15 protein-coding genes are annotated in these 17,002 nt (G+C 59.7%); 10 read left to right on the plus strand and 5 right to left on the minus strand.

The genetic code is table 11. The annotated features are described in order from the left end of the window. The first annotated feature begins 72 nt into the window (after nt 1–72). From H4W29_RS12205 to H4W29_RS12215, 3 genes are all read left to right on the plus strand, one after another. On the plus strand, nt 73–1,095 hold the full coding sequence (locus tag H4W29_RS12205) for a LacI family DNA-binding transcriptional regulator (protein ID WP_112544249.1): 1,023 nt from the start codon (nt 73–75) through the stop codon (nt 1,093–1,095). A gap of 24 nt (nt 1,096–1,119) precedes the next feature. Continuing rightward, nucleotides 1,120–2,076 (plus strand): 2-hydroxyacid dehydrogenase, encoded by a 957-nt coding sequence (locus H4W29_RS12210; RefSeq protein WP_192729138.1) that lies wholly within the window; start codon nt 1,120–1,122, stop codon nt 2,074–2,076. Nucleotides 2,077–2,338: 262 nt separating this feature from the next. After that, entirely contained in the window at nt 2,339–3,370 is a 1,032-nt protein-coding gene (locus tag H4W29_RS12215; RefSeq protein WP_192729139.1) for an aldo/keto reductase, read from the plus strand. 54 nt (nt 3,371–3,424) lie between these two features. On the opposite strand, the gene H4W29_RS12220 is transcribed toward H4W29_RS12215, so the two are convergent. Beyond that, nucleotides 3,425–4,204, minus strand: coding sequence for a gamma-glutamyl-gamma-aminobutyrate hydrolase family protein (locus H4W29_RS12220; RefSeq protein WP_192729140.1), 780 nt, complete (start codon nt 4,202–4,204; stop codon nt 3,425–3,427). 291 nt (nt 4,205–4,495) lie between these two features. Here H4W29_RS12220 and H4W29_RS12225 point away from each other — a divergent pair, with 291 nt between their 5' ends. Beyond that, a complete protein-coding gene (locus tag H4W29_RS12225; RefSeq protein WP_007817421.1) occupies nt 4,496–5,602 on the plus strand; it encodes a TRAP transporter substrate-binding protein in 1,107 nt (368 codons plus the stop codon). A gap of 131 nt (nt 5,603–5,733) precedes the next feature. On the opposite strand, the gene H4W29_RS12230 is transcribed toward H4W29_RS12225, so the two are convergent. After that, the gene (locus H4W29_RS12230; RefSeq protein ID WP_192729141.1) at nt 5,734–7,224 is read right to left on the minus strand and encodes a TRAP transporter large permease; all 1,491 of its coding nucleotides are present in this window, start codon (nt 7,222–7,224) and stop codon (nt 5,734–5,736) included. A 21-nt stretch (nt 7,225–7,245) separates the two neighbouring features. Continuing rightward, on the minus strand, nt 7,246–7,785 hold the full coding sequence (locus H4W29_RS12235; RefSeq protein WP_192729142.1) for a TRAP transporter small permease subunit: 540 nt from the start codon (nt 7,783–7,785) through the stop codon (nt 7,246–7,248). Nucleotides 7,786–8,103: 318 nt separating this feature from the next. Here H4W29_RS12235 and H4W29_RS12240 point away from each other — a divergent pair, with 318 nt between their 5' ends. From H4W29_RS12240 to H4W29_RS12265, 6 genes are all read left to right on the plus strand, one after another. Beyond that, nucleotides 8,104–10,407 carry a putative bifunctional diguanylate cyclase/phosphodiesterase gene (locus H4W29_RS12240; protein ID WP_192729143.1) on the plus strand — a complete coding sequence of 768 codons (2,304 nt, stop codon included), beginning with the start codon at nt 8,104–8,106 and terminating at the stop codon, nt 10,405–10,407. 142 nt (nt 10,408–10,549) lie between these two features. Next, nucleotides 10,550–11,302, plus strand: a complete 753-nt coding sequence (locus H4W29_RS12245; protein WP_192729144.1) for an N-acyl amino acid synthase FeeM domain-containing protein — start codon at nt 10,550–10,552, stop codon at nt 11,300–11,302. 165 nt (nt 11,303–11,467) lie between these two features. Further along, nucleotides 11,468–11,692 (plus strand): aa3-type cytochrome c oxidase subunit IV, encoded by a 225-nt coding sequence (locus H4W29_RS12250; protein WP_192729145.1) that lies wholly within the window; start codon nt 11,468–11,470, stop codon nt 11,690–11,692. A 106-nt stretch (nt 11,693–11,798) separates the two neighbouring features. After that, nucleotides 11,799–12,947: a Re/Si-specific NAD(P)(+) transhydrogenase subunit alpha gene (locus tag H4W29_RS12255; RefSeq protein ID WP_192729146.1), complete on the plus strand. Its 1,149-nt coding sequence runs from the start codon at nt 11,799–11,801 to the stop codon at nt 12,945–12,947. Further along, complete coding sequence (locus tag H4W29_RS12260; protein ID WP_192729147.1) at nt 12,947–13,345, plus strand: proton-translocating transhydrogenase family protein; 399 nt, start codon at nt 12,947–12,949, stop codon at nt 13,343–13,345. Before H4W29_RS12255 ends, H4W29_RS12260 begins: the two co-directional genes overlap by 1 nt. Before the next feature lie 7 nt (nt 13,346–13,352). Next, the gene (locus H4W29_RS12265) at nt 13,353–14,747 is read left to right on the plus strand and encodes an NAD(P)(+) transhydrogenase (Re/Si-specific) subunit beta (RefSeq protein WP_192729148.1); all 1,395 of its coding nucleotides are present in this window, start codon (nt 13,353–13,355) and stop codon (nt 14,745–14,747) included. A 47-nt stretch (nt 14,748–14,794) separates the two neighbouring features. Here the strand turns inward: H4W29_RS12265 and H4W29_RS12270 are convergent, their stop codons facing one another. Together H4W29_RS12270 and H4W29_RS12275 are read right to left on the minus strand one after the other, a co-directional pair. After that, nucleotides 14,795–15,277, minus strand: coding sequence for a DUF992 domain-containing protein (locus H4W29_RS12270; protein ID WP_192729149.1), 483 nt, complete (start codon nt 15,275–15,277; stop codon nt 14,795–14,797). Nucleotides 15,278–15,339: 62 nt separating this feature from the next. Further along, nucleotides 15,340–16,983 (minus strand): sensor histidine kinase, encoded by a 1,644-nt coding sequence (locus tag H4W29_RS12275; RefSeq protein WP_192729150.1) that lies wholly within the window; start codon nt 16,981–16,983, stop codon nt 15,340–15,342. Nucleotides 16,984–17,002: the final 19 nt, after the last annotated feature.

Raw genomic sequence — 17,002 nt, forward strand, 5'->3', positions numbered from 1 at the left:
TAAATTTTTTAAGGCTGTCGCTGCACCGCGGCAGTCCGTTATCGGCTTCACGCGTTGCCTGGAGGAGGAGACGTGGCGCAGAAGATCAAGCTTTCGACGATTGCCGAAACGCTCGGCATATCAACGGCGACTGTTTCCCTTGCCTTACGTGACAGTCCGCTGGTTGCCGGCAATACCCGCGAAAAGATCAAGGAACAGGCCCGCGCGCTCGGTTACATTTACAATCGCCGCGCCGCCAGCCTGCGCACGTCGCGCTCCGGCATTATCGGAGTCGTCGTCCACGACATCATGAACCCGTTCTACGGGGAAATCCTGAAGGCGATCGAAAGCGAACTCGATCGCAGCCGCCACACCTTCATTCTCTCCAATCATTACGATTCCGTCGAGAAGCAGCGCACCTTCATCGAAACCCTGCTGCAGCTCGGTGGCGACGGGGTCATCATGTCGCCGGCGATCGGCACGCCGCCGGAGGATATCCAACTCGCGGAAGAAAACGGCATGCCGGCGATCCTTGTCGCCCGCTCCATGGACAGCCAGGATGTGCCGACCTATCGCGGCGACGACAGCTACGGCATTTCGCTTGCCACCAACCACCTGATCGGCCTCGGCCATCGCACGATCGCGATGATCGGTGGTACTGACCAGACCTCGACCGGGCGCGACCGCTATCAGGGCTATGTCAATGCTCTGCGCAAGGCCGGCATCGAGGTCGATCCGAACCTGCGCATTCCCGGCCCGCGCTCGAAGCAGGGCGGTTTCGAGGCCGCAGTGCATTTCCTGTCCCTGCCGCAGAAGCCTACGGCGGCCGTCTGCTGGAACGATCTGGTCGCAATCGGCCTTATGAACGGCATTGCCCGCGCGGGGCTCGTGCCCGGCAGCGATATCTCGGTGACCGGCTATGACGATCTGGAAGAGGCCTCGATCGCGACACCTGCACTGACCACCGTCTGGAACGGCCAGACGGAGGTTGGACGTCTCGCCGCCCGCGCCCTACTTGATCGACTTGCCGGCAGCCATGAGCCCGATGGCATCCATCTCATCAAGCCGGAAATGCGTATCCGCCAGTCTACAAGCCCTTATCGGCCGCGTTCCTGACCGCCGAAGCCAAGAGGAAAAGCCATGTCCCGCATTGCCGTTCTCGTTCCCGGGAAGATGCATGATCGCGTTCTCGCCCAGCTGAAGGATCGTTTCGAGGTAGTAACCGTCGATCGCGACGAGACGCTGAAGCTTGATGCCGAGACGGCGAAACGTATTCGCGGCGTGGCGCTCAGCGGAGTTTTCCCGGCCGCCTGGTTCGAACAATTGCCGAATGTGGAGATCGTCGCCAGTTTCGGGGTGGGTTACGACGGCATCGATGCCAAGCTTGCAGGTTCGAAGGGCATCATCGTCACCAACACGCCCGACGTGTTGAACGACGAGGTGGCCGACACAGCCGTTGCGCTTCTGCTTAACGCCATTCGCGAGCTGCCGAAGGCTGAGGCTTGGCTGCGAGACAGCAACTGGAAGCCGGGTGCTGCCTATCCGCTGACACGCTTTTCGCTCAAGGGCCGTCATGTTGGTCTCTATGGCCTTGGCCGCATCGGTCTTGAGATTGCCAAGCGCCTGGAACCCTTCAAGGTGAAGATCAGCTATCACACCCGCTCCCGCCATGCCGATGCGCCATATGATTATCACCCGACGCTGAAAGGGCTTGCCGAGGCCGTAGACACGCTGATTGCGATCGTGCCGAAGACCCCGCAGACGCATAAAACGATCAACGCGGAGATATTTACTGCGCTTGGCCCTGACGGCATCGTCATCAATATCGGCCGCGGCTGGACGATGGATGAGGATGCGTTGATTGCTGCGCTCAATGCAGGCACCATCGGTGGCGCCGGCCTCGATGTCTTCTATGACGAGCCGAACGTGCCGGCCGGTCTGCTTTCCGCGCCGAATACCGTGCTGGTGCCGCATGTCGGCTCGGCCTCCATCCCGACGCGCAATGCGATGGCGGATCTGGTGGCGGAAAACCTCATCTCCTGGTTCGAGCAGGGGAAGCCGGTGACACCGGTCGCCGAAACACCGGTTAAACAATAGGCCTCTTCGCACTCCTTTTCGTGAAGGCGGAGGAGGGTTTTCGCTTATTCCCATTTTGCCCTTGGTCTTTTTCCAGTTTCCTACTTGGTCAGCGGGGAAGGATTGGCTATGGTTAGCCCCGGCCGCGTCATTCCCAGCGACCGCGATTATCATCGGCGGCATCTCGCCGTCTCAAGCACACACATAGCGATTTGATCGGGGAGCGTCTGCTCCGCCCGGCGCATTTTGACGCCGGCAGCCGGCACTTCTGAAGGAGGCAGAAATGGATTATCGCAAGCTCGGTCCCAGCGGGGCCGTCGTCACCGCATATTGCCTGGGTACCATGACATTCGGGAAGGAGTCCGATGAGGCGGCATCCTTCAAGATGCTCGACGACTACTTCGCTTGGGGCGGCAATTTCATCGACACGGCAGACGTCTATAGCGCCGGTGTATCGGAGGAGATCATCGGTCGCTGGCTGAAGGCGCGTCCCGCGCAGGCAAAGCAGGCTGTCATCGCCACCAAGGGCCGTTTTCCTATGGGCGACGGGCCGAACGATATCGGCCTTTCCCGCCGCCATCTCAACCAGGCGCTGAATGACTCGCTGCGTCGTCTCGGTGTCGAGCATATCGATCTCTACCAGATGCATGCGTGGGATGCGCTGACACCGATCGAGGAAACCCTTCGCTTCCTCGATGATGCCGTCCGTGCCGGCAAGATCGGCTATTACGGCTTCTCCAACTATGTCGGCTGGCACATTGCCAAGGCTTCTGAAATCGCTAAGGCACAGGGTTACACGCGCCCGGTGACCCTGCAGCCGCAATATAACCTGCTGATGCGCGATATCGAACTCGAGATCGTCGATGCCTGCCAGGATGCCGGCATGGGCCTTTTGCCCTGGTCACCGCTTGGTGGCGGCTGGCTGACCGGCAAGTACCGGCGCGACGAGATGCCGACGGGTGCGACGCGCCTCGGCGAAAATCCCAATCGCGGCGGCGAGGCCTATGCTGGCCGCAACGCGCAGGAGCGGACCTGGAGTATCATCAGTTGCGTCGAGGAGATCGCCAAGGCACGCGGCGTCAGTATGGCGCAGGTGGCGCTTTCCTGGGTGGCCGCGCGTCCGGCTGTGACTTCGGTCATTCTCGGTGCTCGTACCTCCGAACAACTTGCCGACAATCTCGCTGCCGCGGAATTCGTGCTCTCGGCTGAAGAGACGGCAAAGCTCAATGAGGTCAGCGCACCAACTCCGGGGCAATATCCCTATGGCGTCAACGGTACGAACCAGCGTCATCGCAAGATCGAAGGTGGTCGCTGAGCCATTCGATCAGCAAGAAAAGGGCCGTCGGAGCGATCCGGCGGCCTTTTCGTTTCAGCCGATTGCCTGCGCCGAGCGCGAAGGCAACTTGCCGGCGGCGTAGTCTCTGACGGCATCGCCGAAGGCGGTGAAGATCTTGTTGGAGGGCTTGTCGGTCTCGGCCCAGTATTCCGGGTGCCATTGCACGCCGACGGCGAAGGCCTTGGCGTCGATGACGGAGACCGCTTCTATCGTCCCGTCCTCTGCCGTGGCTTCAACCTGCAGGCGGGGAGCGGTCTTGGCAATAGCCTGGCGATGCAGCGAGTTCACGCGGATTTCGCCGGCGCCAATGATGCCAGCGATGCACGAACCCTCCTTAACGAAGACGCTCTGGCGGATTGCATACATGCCGTCGCGATCCTTCACATCGGGTTTCCGGTGGTCCCAGATGCCGGGCTGTTCCTGGATTTCGCTCGCAAGCGAGCCGCCTAGCGCAACGTTCAGCTCCTGAATGCCGCGGCAGATGGCAAGAAGCGGGATAGCCCGGTCGATGGCACGGCGGATGAGCGGCAGGCTGGTGGCGTCGCGCGCCGGATCAAAAGGGCCATCAGCTTCGGTGGCTTCGATGCCGTAGAGCGAGGGATGCACATTGCTTGCCGAGCCGGAAACCAGCACGCCGTCCACGCGATCGAGAATGGCATCTGTGTCATAGCCCTCCTCAAAGGCGGGAATGATGAAGGCCATTACGCCGGCCGCATTCAGCGCTGCGCGCAGATACTGATGCTGGACGGCATGCCAGGTTGCGCCATCAAGGCTGCGGATATCGGCGGGAATCGCAACGATCGGTTTCGTCATTTTTGCCCCGAGGAAAACAATATCGGACGTTTGTGCGGCCAGATCGACCGTGAAGTCAACGCTTGGATGCACGCGGTGACCAAATTGCGGCGGTTCTTGCTGTGGGGCCGGGCACGATGCAGCTAAGCTGCTGATTCCGATGGATGTGTGGCTTGTGCCACAGAAGCGTCGTGATCCCAAAGACTAATAGACTAGAGCTTGAAACGCTTCTTCCGCCATGCTTAGCTTTGCCATTACTGCGGGTAGGGGTGAGGATTGACCACGCAGTGCCATCTATACGGGAGGTTTTTGATGGATCGTCGTTCATTTATGAAGAAGGCGGGAACAGCCGGCGCCGGTGCCGTTGCCGCGACTGCCTTGGCGGCACCTGCAATTGCGCAGGAAAACCCGAAGATTGCCTGGCGTATGACCTCGTCGTTTCCGAAGAGCCTGGACACGATCTACGGCGGCGCCGAAGATATTGCCAAGCATGTTTCGGCTGCCACTGATGGTAATTTCACGATCCAGCCTTTCGCAGCCGGCGAAATCGTCCCCGGCCTGCAGGCCGTCGATGCGGTGGCGGCCGGTACTGTCGAAGCAGCCCACACCACCTCCTATTATTTTGTCGGCAAGGACCCGACCTACGCCATCGGAACTGCTATTCCGTTCGGACTGAACAGCCGCCTGACCAATGCCTGGTTTTACCAGGGCAACGGCAATACGCTGATGAACGAATTCTATGCCACACAGGGAATGTATGCCTTGCCGGCCGGCAATACCGGTGCGCAGATGGGCGGCTGGTTCCGCAAGGAAATCAATACGCTCGACGATCTCAAGGGCGTCAAGATGCGCATTGCCGGTCTCGCCGGCCGCGTCATGGAGAAGGTCGGCGTCATCCCGCAGCAGATCGCCGGCGGCGACATCTATCCGGCGCTGGAAAAGGGAACGATCGACGCGGCAGAATTCGTCGGCCCCTATGACGACCTGAAGCTCGGCTTCCACAAGGTGGCGAAGTACTATTACTACCCGGGCTGGTGGGAAGGTGGCCCGACGGTGCATGCCTTCTTCAATCTCGATAAATGGAGCAGCCTGCCGAAGCACTATCAGGCAGCGCTCAACGACGCCTGCGCTTTCGCCAACACCAACATGCTGGCAAAATACGACACGAAGAACCCGAGCGCGCTGAAGCAGCTTGTTGCTGAGGGCGCAACGCTACGGCCGTTCAGCCAGGAGATCATGGAAGCCTGCTTCCAGGCCGCGATGGGTATCTACAGCGAAATCTCAGGCACGAACCAGTATTTCAAGAAGATCTACGACGACCAGACTGCGTTCAAGCGGGATGCCTATCTCTGGATGCAGCTCTCGGAATACACGTTCGATACGTTCATGATGATCCAGCAGCGCGCGGGTAAGATCTAAAAGATCTTCTTTTCTCAAGCGCTATCAATAAAGGAGCCCCGGATGAAAATCCGGGGCTTTTGTATTCCTCTATTTCTTTGTTTCATACGATTCCGGACGCAAAACCGCTGCACGCTTTTGCTGGAATTGCTCTATTGCGCAGGTGGCGGCGGGGGCGCGCTCGGCAGGGCCGGCAAGGTCAGGCCCGGAATCTGCGGGGAACCGCCACCGCCCGGTGCTCCCAATGGCGGCAGGCCGAGCTGGCCGCCGAAGCCCGGGACTTCAATCTTGATCGAGTTCGGGTCGATCTTCGGACCATGGTCCAGCCAGTAGGTCACCGATTGCGGCCAGAAGATCACGATCGCTACCAGGATCAGCTGCATGCCGACCCAAGGGAGTGCGCCCATGTAGATATCCGAGGTCTTAACCTCGCGGCCGGCGATCGAGCGCAGGTAGAAGAGCGCGAAGCCGAAGGGTGGGTGCATGAAGCTCGTCTGCATGTTGACGCAGATCAGCACGCCGAACCAGATCAGGTCGATGCCGAGATTGGAGGCGACGGGGGCGAGCATCGGGATGACGATGAAGGCGATCTCGAAGAAATCGAGGAAGAAGGCGAGCACGAAGATGAAGATGTTGACAAAGATCAGGAAGCCGACCGGGCCGCCGGGAATGCCCGATAGCATGTGCTCGATCCAGCGCGAGCCGTCCATACCCTGGAAGACCAGGCTGAAACAGGTGGAGCCGATAAGGATCATCACAACCATGGAGGTGATGTGTGTGGTCGATGTCATCGCCTCGCGGATCAGCGGCCAGGTGAGGCGCCGGTTCATGGCGGCGAGCACCATGGCGCCGACGACGCCGAGCGCGCCGGCTTCCGTTGGCGTAGCGAGACCCATGAAGATCGTGCCGAGTACCAGAAAGATCAGCACGATCGAGGGCACCATGCTCATCAGCACCTTCACGAGCAGCGCCCAATTGAAGTCGCCGCGCACTTCCTTTGGCAGTGGCGGCATCGATTTTGGTCGGATGATCGACAACACCAGGATGAAGAGCACGAAGATCACCACCTGCAGGATCGACGGGCCGATCGCGCCGCGATACATGTCGCCGACCGATTTGCCGAGCTGGTCGGCGAGAACGACGAGTACCAGCGAGGGCGGGATCACCTGGGTGATTGTGCCGGAAGCGGCGATAACGCCGGTGGCAAGGCGAGGATTGTAGCCGTAACGCAGCATGATCGGCAGCGAAATCACACCCATGGTGATGACCGAGGCGGCCACCGTGCCGGTGATCGCGCCAAGCACGGCGCCGACGAGGATGACAGCATAGGCCAGGCCACCGGGAACGCCACCGAAGAGCTTGCCGGTACCTTCGAGCAGGTCTTCGGCCAGCCCACAACGCTCCAGCACCGCGCCCATAAATGTGAAAAAGGGAATGGCAAGCAAGAGGTCGTTGGAGACGATGCCGAAGAAGCGCAGCGGCAGAGCCTGCAGCAGGGCCTCGTCGAAATGGCCGGTGACGATGCCGATGATGCCGAAAAACAGGCCGACGGCGGCCAGCGAAAAGGCGACCGGAAAGCCGTAGAGCATGAAGATGACCATGCCCAGGAACATGGCCGGCGGAATGATGCCGAAATCAAACAAATCTGTTCCTCCAGGCGCGCGTTACTGCAGCGGCTTTTCGTATTTCGTATCGATGCTGATATGGCCGGTAACGGCTGCGATCCGCTTGATCAGCTCCGAAACGCCCTGAAGGGTGAGCAGCGCGAAACCGGCGACAAGGACGAGCTTGACGGGCCAGCGGATCAGCCCGCCGGCGTTGCCCGATATTTCCCCCTGCCGGTAGGAAAGCGCGAAAAAGGGCCAGGAGACCCAGGTGAGGAAGATGCAGACGGGAATGAGGAAGAGGATGAGGCCAACGATGTCGATCCAGATCTTCCCCCTGTCAGAAACCGACCCATAGATCAGATCGACGCGGACATGCTCGTTGTTGCGCAGCGCATGCGAGGCACCGAGCACCACGACGAAGGCGAAGAGATACCACTGGATCTCGAGCCAACCGTTAGAGCTATAGTTGAATGCATAGCGCACAATCGCATTGCCGGCGCTGATCAGGCAGCAGAAAAGCACCAGGTATTCGGATAGTTTGCCAATGAACTCGCTGATCGAGTCGATCAGCCGACTGACGGCCAGGAATACCGACATTCGCCTCCCCTTATTATCTTGCCGTTTTCGGCAGTTCTCCCCTCTAGCCGGTGTAAACCAGCGTTTTTGAAATTGGAAGGATAAATGGCCCGCCTTGGATTATAGTCTTATGCGGCGAGGCTCCCGTGATCCCGTTGAAAATTCCGGCAACTCTGGCGCGGATATTTTTTTCAAAAACCTCGCCATAAAGCTGCATTGTCGCGTCCAGGATGCGTAGTTCATCCTATGGTTTTAGAAAAATTGACCAAATGTTTGAACCGTTTGAAATCAATTTTTAAAGGGTTCGGTTTACATTTCCCGCGCACAGGGAAAGTATGGATGAAGCCACATAACCCGAACAGGGTCCCTAAGGATGTGTATCTGTCGTTTGTGAGTTCCCTCTCCGGGAACCGCATGACGCTTTTGGCTGGCGTCATCGTACACTCCGCCACTTTCCTGGCTGTCGCCGCCAAGACCGAGTCTCCCGTCTATATATTTCTGGCTGTCGCCGTCATCGTGGTGTTCTGCGCCCGCATGGCGATTTTCCGCCTGTTCGACAAGGTAGACAAGGAGAAGCTCTCCTTTGCCGAGATCGAGCGCTGGGAGAAGATTCTCGTGGTCGGCGCAGCCGGCATCACCACGCTTCTTGGCATCGGCAGCGGGTATGCCATCTTTTTCACGCGTGATTCCTTTGCCGAGCTCGCCTGTATTGCAGTGACCATGGCGACGATGGTTTCGGTGGTCGGCCGCAACTACGGCTCGCGCATGGCGGTCGACCTGCAGACCTTCTCCTGCTGTCTGCCGATGATCATCTGCAGCGTGATGACGCTCGATTTCTACCGCGGCATCCTGTCGGTCTTCCTCATTCCGTTCTGGTTGACGACGCGGGCCATGGCGACCGGCGTGCGTGAGTTCCTCTATGAGAACGTGATCGCGCGACGCGAGATCGCTTCGATTGCCGATCGCTTCGATACGGCGCTGAATAATATGCCGCACGGCTTGGTCATGGTCGATGACGAGAACAGGATCCAGGTCATCAATCGCAAGGCTTGCGAGCTGTTGAAAATTGGCGTGCCGGACCGGCTGAAGGATCGCGATCTCGGCGCTGTGTTGCGTTATGGCGCACGTTACAGCTTCATGGACGCTTCGCAGCCGGAGCTGATCCTGCGGCAGCTGACACAGGTGGCCGAAGGCAGCCTGTCGCGGACGCTCATCCATTTCCCCGAGGGACTGTCGCTGGAATTCTCAGCAAGCCGACGCGCAGATGGCGGTGCGGTATTGATCTTCGAAGACGTTTCGAGCCGTGTGAAGGCCGAGCAGAAGATCCTGCACATGGTGCGCTTCGACGCACTGACCGGCCTGCCGAACCGCGAGTATTTCGGCCATCTCGTGCAGGATTATCTCGCCAGGCATTCGAAGAAACGCGGTCCCCTCGGCTTCATGATCCTCGATATCGACGAGTTCAAGCATGTCAACGACATGCGGGGTCACGTGACCGGCGACCACCTGCTCTGCGCCATCGCCATGCGGGTCAAGGAGGTGGCCGGCAACGCCATCGTCGGCCGCCTGATGGGCGACCAGTTCATCCTCTTCTTCCCGCATGCGCGTGACCGGCAGGTGCTGGATGCCGACATCCGTAAGCTGCATGCTACGATCCAGGGTCAATATGAAGTTGATGAGGTAACCTTCCTCGTCTCGCTCAGTGCCGGGTACGCCGTCCTCGAGAGCGACGCATTCGCCATGGACGAATGGAGTGTCAAGGCTGACCTTGCGCTGTTCGAAAGCAAGTCGCGCTTGAAGGGCGGTATTGCCGGTTTCGAGCGCGAAATGGATGGTCGCTATATCGAGCAGCAGAAGCTCAAGGCGGATCTGCGCGAGGCCGTGGCTGCAAATGCACTTCACCTCGTCTTCCAGCCAATGTTCAAGGCTGATGGCCTGCGCATCGAATGTGCTGAAGCACTGGCTCGCTGGGTGCATCCGGAAAAGGGATACATTCCGCCCGACGTCTTCATCCGCCTTGCCGAAGAGATGGGCATCATCTCGCAGATTACGCGGTTCGTGCTCTTCAAGGCCTGCGAAGAATGCATGAGCTGGCCGGATCATATCGCCGTTTCGGTGAACCTGTCGGCGCGCGACTTGCGTGACGCGGACATCCTGTCGGTCGTTTCGGACGCGCTGGCGCATTCCGGTCTTGAGGCATCGCGCCTGCATCTGGAAATCACCGAAAGCAGCCTGATCGACGAGCCGGCGGTCGTGCGCGCCATCCTTGCCGAATTGCGCAGCCGCGACATCACCATCGCCATCGACGATTTCGGCACCGGCTTCTCCAGCCTCAGCTATCTCGACACTCTGCCGCTCGATATCGTCAAGATCGACCGCTCCTTCGTACGTAACATCGTCGAAGATACGCGCCGCCTGAAACTGTTGCGCGGCACGGTCCACCTTGCCCGCGAGCTCGGTCTCAAGATCGTCGTCGAGGGTGTCGAAACCCCGGAGCAGCTGGCGCTTCTCAACAAGCACCGCAGCACGGATCTCATACAGGGTTACGTCTTTTCCCCACCGGTTCCCTCGAAGGAAATCGGCATCCTTTCCCACGCTCTCAACCGCCGCACGGCACCGCGTCGCCGCGCCAAGGTCGCCTGATCAGGGCGCTATATGACGGTGTGACCACCGGCATGTTCGCGGCTGTTAACCTTAATAATTCAAATATGTCCCGAATTTTTATCAAATCTTGCGCTTTGAAGAATGAGATATGATTAATGACCCGTTAACAACGGGGTCCATTATGGCGTCTGTCTCTTTGAGTACGAGTGACTTTTCGAAGAAGGTTCTCGAAATTCTTGATAATGTCGAATATCGCCGCGTCGAAAGCACTGAGGACATGGAAGATGTCGAGCGGTTGCGTTACAAGGCCTACAAGGCGCACGACACGCTGGCGCTGGCCCCGAAGGGACTGCTCGATGACACGGATTTCGACAGCCATGCTCATGTTTTCGGGCTCTATTATTACGGCGAACTCGTCAGCACGATCCGTATCCACCATGTGACGCCGGAGCATCGCGTTAGCCAGTCGGCCGGCGCCTTCCCAGAAGCGATCGATGCGCTTCTCGATGCAGGCCTGAGCTTAATCGATCCGGCGCGTTTTGCTGCCGATCCCGATCTGACCGCCGATCTAACCTGGATTCCCTACCTGACGCTGCGGCCAAGCATAGTAGCGGCCGCGCATTTCCGCGCACATCGGGTTCTGCAGTTCGTCCGCCCGCCACATGCGGCATTCTACAAGCGTGTCTTCTATGCAGACACCATCGTGCCGGGCCAGAAGGCTAAAAATTACGGGATCGACATGACGCTGATGGCAACTAACGTCGTCGAGGTCGGCCGCAAGCTTCTTACGCGTTATCCGTTCTTCATTTCCAGCGCCAGCGAGCAGCGGATGATGTTCGCGCGCGGCCCGGAAAACACGCTGCCTTCGCTCACCATCGTTCCCACCGCCCGTTTCGTGCCGGAAGGCCAGCTCGGAACGGATCTGCCGCTTTGATTCTTCTATAGGGAACGCCTTCTCCATATCAGGAGAAGGGCGTCCCTGCGGCATTCTCATGCATTGCGCTTTCGCCCGTCATTGTGTAATCCCTGCGGGTGGGGATTTGGCTCGCTGAGGCGAGGGAATCAGGCAGCGCTAAGGCATTTCAGGGAGACGATATTCATGGCCGAACATCATACCGGACCGGTCGAGACCGGCGCGCCGATGGACTACAAGGAACATGAAAAGACCTACAACATGTTCATTGCCGGCACGAAATACGGCACGATGCTTCTGATCGCCCTGATGCTTGCCATGGCTGCCGGTTTCTTCGGTGGCGCCGGTTTCCTCGGTGGCATCCTTGTCTTCCTCATCATCCTCGTTGCCGGCATCTTCCTGCTCCGCTGAGCGCGGCCTGCGGGAAGGCACGGTCTTCCGAACTTTGTGATGTAGATGCTTGGCCCGTGCAGGCAAGCAGCCTGCCACGGCCCAGCTGACCCGGAGGAGGGGGCAGTTGGCCAATATCGTTTTCGTAGCAAAGGAAATCACGGGCGATGAGACGCGCGTTGCCGCATCTGTCGAAACTGTGAAAAAGATAAAGTCGCTCGGCTTTGATGTCACTGTCGAAGCGGGTGCCGGAGCCTTTTCTCGCATTCCCGATAGTGAGTTCGAGGCCGTGGGCGCCGTAATCGGCACGTTCGCGGATGCAGCGTCCGCAGATGTGATCCTCAAGGTCCGCCGGCCGAGCGAAAGCGAAATTTCCGGCTATAAGACCGGTGCCGTCGTCATTGCCATCATGGATCCCTACGGCAATGACGAGGCGGTCGCCGCGATGGCCCGCGCCGGTCTTTCCGCCTTCGCCATGGAGCTGATGCCGCGCATCACCCGTGCGCAGTCGATGGATGTGCTTTCATCGCAAGCTAATCTTGCAGGCTATCAAGCAGTCATCGAGGCAGCTGTCGTTTATGACCGCGCCATGCCGATGATGATGACGGCAGCGGGGACGATTCCTGCCGCCAAGGTTTTCGTCATGGGTGCGGGCGTTGCCGGCCTCCAGGCGATTGCGACGGCGCGCCGTCTCGGTGCGGCCGTCTCTGCAACCGATGTTCGCCCCGCGGCGAAGGAGCAGGTCGCCTCGCTCGGCGCGAAGTTCATCGCCGTCGAGGATGACGAGTTCAAGGCGGCGGAAACGGCCGGCGGATACGCCAAGGAAATGTCGGCCGACTATCAGGCGAAGCAGGCGGCACTCGTCGCCGAACACATTGCCAAGCAGGACATCGTCATTACGACGGCACTCATTCCCGGCCGTCCAGCGCCGCGGCTCGTCTCGCGCACCATGCTGGCTTCTATGAAGCCGGGGGCGGTCGCTGTCGATCTCGCAGTCGAGCGCGGCGGCAATATTGAAGGTGTGGTAACGGGGCAGGTCGCCGATGTCGAAGGTGTGAAGGTGATCGGCTTTCCGAACATGGCGGGCCGTGTGGCGGCCAGTGCCTCGGTGCTTTACGCCAAGAACCTCGTCACCTTCCTGGAGACGATGGTGAACAAGGAAACGAAGTCGGTCGTGCTCAACCTCGAGGACGAGCTCATCAAGGCGACGATGCTGACCTATGCGGGGGACGTCGTGCATCCGGCATTCGGCGGCGCCAAGAAGGGGGATAATTGATGGCCAGTGAAGCAATGGACAAGGCGCTGGAGCAGCTCGACCAGGCCGTCACCGCGGTCATCACCGCTGCTGCCCAAGCGCCTGAAGCGGCAAGCGCCGCCACCGGCGGGGCGATCGATCCCTTCGTCTTCCAGTTCGCGATCTTCGTGCTGTCTATCTTCGTCGGCTACTACGTCGTCTGGTCGGTAACGCCGGCGCTGCATACGCCGCTGATGGCCGTTACCAACGCGATCTCCTCGGTCATTGTGGTCGGTGCGCTGCTCGCCGTCGGGATTTCGACCAGTGGCCTTGCGACCGGCTTCGGTTTCGTGGCGCTCGTGCTCGTCTCGGTGAATATCTTCGGCGGCTTCCTTGTCACCCAGCGCATGCTGGCGATGTACCGCAAGAAGGACAGGTGAGGGGCCGATGACCAGTCTTGCAGCCTTCCTCTATCTCGTCTCCGGCGTTCTCTTCATCCTGGCGCTCCGCGGCCTCTCGCATCCGGCCACCAGCCGCAAGGGCAATCTCTACGGCATGATCGGCATGGGGATTGCCATCCTCACGACGCTGGTGCTGGCGACGCCTGACTTCGGCGGCTTCGTTCTCATTATCCTCGGACTCGCCATCGGCGGCAGCGCCGGCGCCTATATTGCGCGCACCATTGCTATGACCTCGATGCCGCAGCTCGTTGCCGGCTTCCATTCGCTGGTTGGTCTCGCCGCGGTTCTGGTCGCGGCATCGGCGCTCTATACGCCTGATGCTTTCGGTATCGGCGAGATCGGCCAGATTCATACGGAAGCACGCATCGAAATGGCGATCGGTGTGGCGATTGGCGCGCTGACCTTCACCGGTTCGATCATCGCCTTCCTGAAGCTCGATGGGCGCATGTCCGGCAAGCCGATCCTTTTACCCTTCCGCCATCTGATCAACATCGGCCTCGCTGCGCTGATCGTGCTTTTCATCATCGGTCTGGCGGTGACTGAGAGCCACCTGGATTTCTGGGCGGTCGTTGCGCTTTCGTTGTTACTCGGCGTGCTGCTGATCGTGCCGATCGGCGGGGCGGATATGCCTGTCGTTGTGTCGATGCTGAATTCCTATTCGGGCTGGGCTGCCGCCGGCATCGGCTTCACGCTCGGCAATCTGGCGCTCATCATTACCGGTGCGCTGGTTGGCTCATCGGGTGCGATCCTATCCTACATCATGTGCAAAGGCATGAACCGCTCTTTCCTCTCCGTCATCCTCGGCGGCTTCGGCGGCGAGACGGCAGGCGGTGCGGCGGATACGTCGGAGAAGATCGTCAAGCTCGGTTCGGCCGAGGATGCGGCGTATCTGATGGCGAATGCCTCCAAGGTCATCATCGTACCAGGCTACGGCATGGCGGTGGCGCAGGCACAGCATGCGTTGCGCGAGCTTGCCGACAATCTCAAGAAGAACGGCGTGGAGGTAAAATATGCCATCCATCCGGTTGCCGGCCGCATGCCGGGTCATATGAACGTGCTGCTTGCCGAGGCCAATGTATCCTATGACGAAGTTTTCGAGCTTGAGGACATCAACTCCGAATTCGCTCAGGCCGATGTCGCCTATGTCATCGGTGCCAATGACGTCACTAATCCGGCTGCGCGCGACGACAAGTCCTCGCCGATCTACGGCATGCCGATCCTTGACGTCGACAAGGCCAAAACCTGCCTCTTCGTCAAGCGTTCGCTCGGCTCGGGTTACGCCGGCATCGACAACACGCTGTTCTACAAGGACGGCACGATGATGCTGCTCGGGGACGCCAAGAAGGTGACCGAAGAGATCAACAAGGCAATCGCCCACTAACCGAAAAGCCCGCTTCGGCAGGCTTTTCTTTTATCGTCGGCGAACCGTCAGATTTCGCCCGGCACCAGCGTCATCTTCTCGACACCGACGGCGAGATTGAGACCTTCCTGGGCCTGCAGGTTCAGCGGCTGCAGCATGAAGGCCTTGTCCGTGCCGCCGGCAATGACTTTGGCACCTCCGCCGGCGCCGAGGCTGGCGTCAGCGCCGATGCCGTAATATTCGCCGGCGAGTGCGAAATCTGGCATGTTGGTGCCGGTCTTGGCGAGCACCTGCCAGATCATCACGCTCTTGCCGGTCTGGCCGATATCGATGCCGAATTTCTCGATCTTGCCGGCATAGACCGCCTTGGGGCCTCCGGAAGCGGGCGTATAGGTGCAGATCAGGTTCTTCTCTGAAGTGACGATCAGTCCCTGGCCGCCATCTGATCCGCAGACGAGCCGGCCAAGCGACATATAGTCGGCTGCTGCGGCCGAACTGGCCCAGGCTGCTGCCGAAAGGACTGCTGCGGCAATCATGGTTTGCTTGAACATGGTCCTTCTCCTTTGAATGACCTGTTCCAAACGGGTAGTTGCAGTGATTGTTCCGGTTGCCGTTACTCGCGCTCCATCGTCCCACGCAGGGCGGTGAGGATCCAGACGAGACCTTCAGGGCGGAAGTCGACATCGACCTTGCCCCGGAAAGCGGAGGCGGCATGTGCCTTGATGACGGTGGTGCCGAAACCGGTGCGCGACGGCGGACTGACTAGCGGGCCGCCGCTTTCAGTCCAGGTGAACCGTAACATGTTGTCCTCCGCCGGCTGCCATTCGAAGCGCACACGGCCCTGCGGCATGGAGAGCGCCCCGTATTTCACCGAATTGGTGGCGAGTTCATGCAGCGCCAGGCCGAGATTTTGCACGGCATCTGGCTTGAGGATGAAATCCTTGCCCACGATTTCCACCTGCTCGCGCGCCTGTGGAAAGGCCTGGAGATGAATATCGATGACGCGATGCAGCGAGACGCCGGACCATTGCTCGCCCGTCAGAAGTTCAATCGAGCGCACGAGCCCCTCAAGGCGGTGAGCGACGGCCAGCCTGAATGTCTCGACGCTGTCGGCCTGCTTGGAGAGTTGGCGCATCATTGCGAGAACAAGCGTCAGCAGGTTCTTGGTGCGATGAACCAGCTCATGCATGACGAAGCGCAGCCGGTCTTCGCTCTGGCTACGGTCGAAAGAGGCATTGGAAAGCGCAATCGCCACCTGGTTGGCCTCAATGACGCTGGTTTCGACGGGAGAGACGATATGGCCTTCGCCGAGCCGGTTCGCCATGTCGGCAATTTCGCGGATTGTCGAGCGGACCTGCCGGGCGACGGCATAGGTGGCAAGCACGGCAACGAGCAGCAGCACGAGGCCGCCGATCAGCAGGAAGCGCCAAGTGCTGAGGATCGGTGCCTGGGCGGTGGCGATCGGGCCCCATACCACAGTCTTCCAGGACCAGCCGGGAATTTGCGCATAGCCCAACAGGGCATGCGGGAGGATATCGCTGTCTTCGAAAACGCCGCTGGATGCGACGAGCGAAGGCAGGATGCGAGGGTCGAAGGGTTCGCCGGGCTGCAGATTGGCAGGACCGCGGCTCGCTACGACATGACCACCCTGATCGATGACCGCCGCCGACCAGCCGGAGGCAAGTCCCTCGGTCGTGACGAGTTTTGCAAGATCGTTGGCATTCTGGGTGATGATCAATGCGGCGACAGGATCCTCGTCGCGCGGTAGGGTGACGTTGTAGACCCACATGCCGCTCGTTCCGCCCATGAAGACATCGGAGGCTTCGATCCGGCCGGACTTCATCGCGGCTTCCAAGGCCGCGATGTTCGTCGTCTTGCCAAGCGGCGTGCCGAAGGTGCGACGGGTATTCAGAAATTGCTGCCCGGCTCTGTCGACGGCGATCACATAGAGCGTATCGCCACGCAGTGCTGTTTCCGTACGATTGTAGAAAGACTCATAGTCGCCGCTCTCCAGCTCCGGCGAGGAGGACAGCAGCCGCAGCGTCGTTGCCATATCTTGAAGCTGGCGGTCGATGGTGCGTGAGAGGGCGAGTGCATCCTGTGCGGTTTCGCGCTTGAGCGTAGACCGCTGGTTGTCTTCCAGCTGCATGAGAAGAAGGGCAACGAAGGCGAAGATGGGCAGTGCAATCGCCACTGCCATGGCGATGAGATATGTTCCGATCGAAGCTTTCGGAAAAAGACGTACGGCAAACCTCATCGATGCCGCCCCCGAACTG

It is taken from the genome of Rhizobium viscosum (genome assembly GCF_014873945.1).
GTDB lineage: Bacteria > Pseudomonadota > Alphaproteobacteria > Rhizobiales > Rhizobiaceae > Rhizobium > Rhizobium viscosum.

Excerpts from the sequence above, each read along its gene's own strand:
- H4W29_RS12210 (WP_192729138.1), top strand. The coding sequence starts at position 1,120 with ATGTCCCGCATTGCCGTTCTCGTTCCCGGGAAGATGCATGATCGCGTT.
- H4W29_RS12215 (WP_192729139.1), top strand. The coding sequence starts at position 2,339 with ATGGATTATCGCAAGCTCGGTCCCAGCGGGGCCGTCGTCACCGCATAT.
- H4W29_RS12220 (WP_192729140.1), bottom strand. The coding sequence starts at position 4,204 with ATGACGAAACCGATCGTTGCGATTCCCGCCGATATCCGCAGCCTTGAT.
- H4W29_RS12225 (WP_007817421.1), top strand. The coding sequence starts at position 4,496 with ATGGATCGTCGTTCATTTATGAAGAAGGCGGGAACAGCCGGCGCCGGT.
- H4W29_RS12235 (WP_192729142.1), bottom strand. The coding sequence starts at position 7,785 with ATGTCGGTATTCCTGGCCGTCAGTCGGCTGATCGACTCGATCAGCGAG.
- H4W29_RS12240 (WP_192729143.1), top strand. The coding sequence starts at position 8,104 with ATGAAGCCACATAACCCGAACAGGGTCCCTAAGGATGTGTATCTGTCG.
- H4W29_RS12245 (WP_192729144.1), top strand. The coding sequence starts at position 10,550 with ATGGCGTCTGTCTCTTTGAGTACGAGTGACTTTTCGAAGAAGGTTCTC.
- H4W29_RS12250 (WP_192729145.1), top strand. The coding sequence starts at position 11,468 with ATGGCCGAACATCATACCGGACCGGTCGAGACCGGCGCGCCGATGGAC.
- H4W29_RS12260 (WP_192729147.1), top strand. The coding sequence starts at position 12,947 with ATGGCCAGTGAAGCAATGGACAAGGCGCTGGAGCAGCTCGACCAGGCC.
- H4W29_RS12265 (WP_192729148.1), top strand. The coding sequence starts at position 13,353 with ATGACCAGTCTTGCAGCCTTCCTCTATCTCGTCTCCGGCGTTCTCTTC.
- H4W29_RS12270 (WP_192729149.1), bottom strand. The coding sequence starts at position 15,277 with ATGTTCAAGCAAACCATGATTGCCGCAGCAGTCCTTTCGGCAGCAGCC.
- H4W29_RS12275 (WP_192729150.1), bottom strand. The coding sequence starts at position 16,983 with ATGAGGTTTGCCGTACGTCTTTTTCCGAAAGCTTCGATCGGAACATAT.